This is a genomic window from Thermosulfurimonas sp., from assembly GCF_015491435.1.
Taxonomy (GTDB): domain Bacteria; phylum Desulfobacterota; class Thermodesulfobacteria; order Thermodesulfobacteriales; family Thermodesulfobacteriaceae; genus Thermosulfurimonas_A.
This window is the reverse complement of record NZ_WFVX01000080.1, coordinates 1-2,748: the sequence shown is the minus strand read 5'-3', so window position 1 is coordinate 2,748 and position 2,748 is coordinate 1. Positions and strand designations below refer to the sequence as shown.

The 2,748-nt window shown below is 56.4% G+C and carries 3 protein-coding genes; 2 read left to right on the top strand and 1 reads right to left on the bottom strand.

The annotated features are described in order from the left end of the window. A partial coding sequence (locus F8J34_RS03665) for an IMP dehydrogenase (protein WP_297056639.1) occupies window positions 1-539 on the top strand: 539 nt, incomplete at its 5' end. After that, complete coding sequence (locus tag F8J34_RS03660; protein ID WP_297056637.1) at window positions 540-1,745, top strand: type II secretion system F family protein; 1,206 nt, start codon at window positions 540-542, stop codon at window positions 1,743-1,745. On the opposite strand, the gene F8J34_RS03655 is transcribed toward F8J34_RS03660, so the two are convergent. Then, complete coding sequence (locus tag F8J34_RS03655) at window positions 1,742-2,677, bottom strand: J domain-containing protein (RefSeq protein WP_297056636.1); 936 nt, start codon at window positions 2,675-2,677, stop codon at window positions 1,742-1,744. The genes F8J34_RS03660 and F8J34_RS03655 overlap by 4 nt on opposite strands. Between the last annotated feature and the right edge of the window lie 71 nt (window positions 2,678-2,748).

The following is a 2,748-nucleotide window of genomic DNA, read 5'->3' as shown; positions in this document are numbered from 1 at the left end:
GGGTGGGGGTTCCTCAGGCTACAGCTATACATCAGTGTGCACAGGTGGCGGACAGATACGGAATACCGGTTATAGCCGACGGAGGGATTAAGTTTTCCGGAGATATTGTGAAGGCCATAGGCGTGGGGGCTCATGCGGTGATGATCGGGAGTCTTTTGGCCGGAACCGAGGAGGCTCCGGGGGAGACCATCCTTTACGAAGGGCGCACCTACAAAATCTATCGGGGAATGGGGTCCCTGGGGGCCATGATGGATGGTCAGGCCGCCCGGGAGCGCTATGGTCAGTCCTCCACCGAGCCGGCCAAGTTCGTTCCCGAAGGAATAGAAGGTCGTGTTCCCTATCGCGGGCCGGTATCCAATATGATCTTCCAGCTGGTGGGGGGGTTGCGTTCCGGCATGGGGTACTGTGGCTGCCGAACCATAGAAGAATTGCGGCGCAAGGCCCGGTTTGTGAAGATTACCATGGCTGGTCTGCGGGAAAGCCATGTGCATGATGTAACCATCATGAAGGAAGCCCCCAATTACTGGATAGGAAGATAAATGCCCATCTATCAATGGGTAGGGAAGACTCTTTCGGGTGAGGTCCGCCGGGGCGAAATGGAGGCCCCGGACGTAAAGATTGTCGAGGCCAGGCTGCGGCGTCTTCAGGTCATCCCCATCAAGATCACCGAGCGTAAACAATCCGTACTGGCGCGGTTCCAGCGCAAGAAGGTGGGCGGTAAGGAGCTTACCATCTTTACCCGCCAGCTGGCCACCATGTTGGAATCCGGTCTTCCCCTGGTGCAGGCCCTGGAAGCCCTTTCCAGTCAGCAGAAAAATCCCTATTTCCAGGAGGTTATTCGTAAGATCAAAACCTCGGTGGAGGGAGGAAGCAGTTTCGCCGAGGCCCTGCGCGAATTCCCCAAGGTATTTGACGAACTCTATATCCAGATGGTGAACGCCGGGGAGGCCGGAGGAAATCTGGACAGTATCCTCAAACGTCTGGCCACCTACCAGGAAAAGATCCTGGCCCTCAAGTCCAAGATCAAACATGCCATGATGTATCCGGTGGTCATTATCCTGGTGACCATCGTGGTCCTTTCCATCATCATGGTTTTCGTCATTCCCAAGTTTGCCCAGATGTTTGCGGAGGCCGGGCAGGCTCTGCCCCTGCCCACCCAGATCGTGATCGCAGCCAGTAACCTGACCAAGCGGTTCTTTCCCTTCTTTGTGCTGGGGGTGGTGGGTCTGATCTTTCTGATCAAACAGATCTACCGCACGGAAAAAGGCCGTTACCAGATAGACAAGCTCCTTTTGCGATTGCCGGTTTTCGGGGAATTGCTCCACAAGTCAGCCATTGCTCGCCTGACCAGGACCCTGAGCAGTCTCATTGCCAGCGGGGTTCCCCTTCTGCAGGGCCTTTCCATTGCGGGTAAGGTCTCCGGGAACAGGGTTATTGAAAGGGTGGTGGAGGAGGTGCGGTTGAGTGTGTCCGAGGGGCAATCCATTGCCGAACCCATGGCCATAAGCGGCTATTTCCCCCACATGGTCACCCAGATGGTAGCCGTGGGAGAGGCCACCGGGGCCCTGGAACAGATGCTGGATAAGGTAGCGGATTTTTACGAGGATGAGGTGGATCGAACCGTGGATACCCTTTCCACCCTTATAGAACCGGTATTGATCGTTTTCCTGGGAGGGATTATCGGGAGCATTATCATTTCGCTCTATTTACCTATCTTTAAACTGGCCAGTGTAGCCGGGGGTTAAAGCCCGGTTTCCCGGAGGGCTTCCAGCAATTCGCGCTGTTTTCGGGTCAAACGTTTGGGGATAATGGGTTCCACCTTTACATAAAGGTCTCCGGTGTGTCCGTTGCGGTCCGGAAGTCCCAGGCCCCGCAGCCGCAGACGGGTCCCGGGAGAGGTGCCGGAGGGAATTTTCACCCGGATCTTTTTACCCTCCGGGGTCTCGATCTCGGTCTCTCCCCCCAGAATGAGGGTGGTAAAGGGGACTTTCTGGGTGGTGACCAGGTCCGATCCCTCCACCTGGAAACGGGGGTGGGGCTGGATCCGGATCCGGAGAAAGAGGTCTTTTCTTTTACCATCCGGGCCCAGAGGACCTTTGGCCACCAGCCTTAGTTTCTGCCCCTCTTTCACTCCCGGGGGAATCTTGACCTTTACCCTTTCGGGGCGGCCCAGCGGGGCCACCATCAGGACCTTTTCCGTGCCCTGGCGGGCTTCCTCCAGGGTGAGGGGGAGGTCCAGGATCATTTCCTCGGAAACCCCTCCTGGCTCGTGAAACTCCTCCCTGGCGGTATCGAAGAGATGACTGAAGAGTCTGGAAAGATCTATGGTGAACCCCCGGGAACGCCCTCCTCCCCCGAAGTGGAAGAAACGGCCCAGATCGAACTCTATGCCCAGATCCCGGAAGAGGTTTTCGAAATTGAACCCCCGGAAGATGTCCTCCTGGGTGTAGCGCTTTTCGAATTCGGCGGAACCGAAGAGATCGTACTGGCGGCGTTTTTCCGGATCGGAAAGGACGGCGTAGGCCTCGTTGATCTCCTTGAATTTTTCCTCGGCTTCTTTATTTCCGCGGTTGCGGTCGGGATGATACTTCAGGGCCAGGCGCCGGTAGGCCCGCTTGATCTCCTCCTGCGAGGCGTCTCTGGGTACTCCCAGAATCTTATAGTAATCCTTGGGCATGGCTAAAAGGTAAAAAGGGCTTTTTCTTCCGTCAAGAAACTACAAGGCGGCTCTCCGAGGGTTAAGGGGGG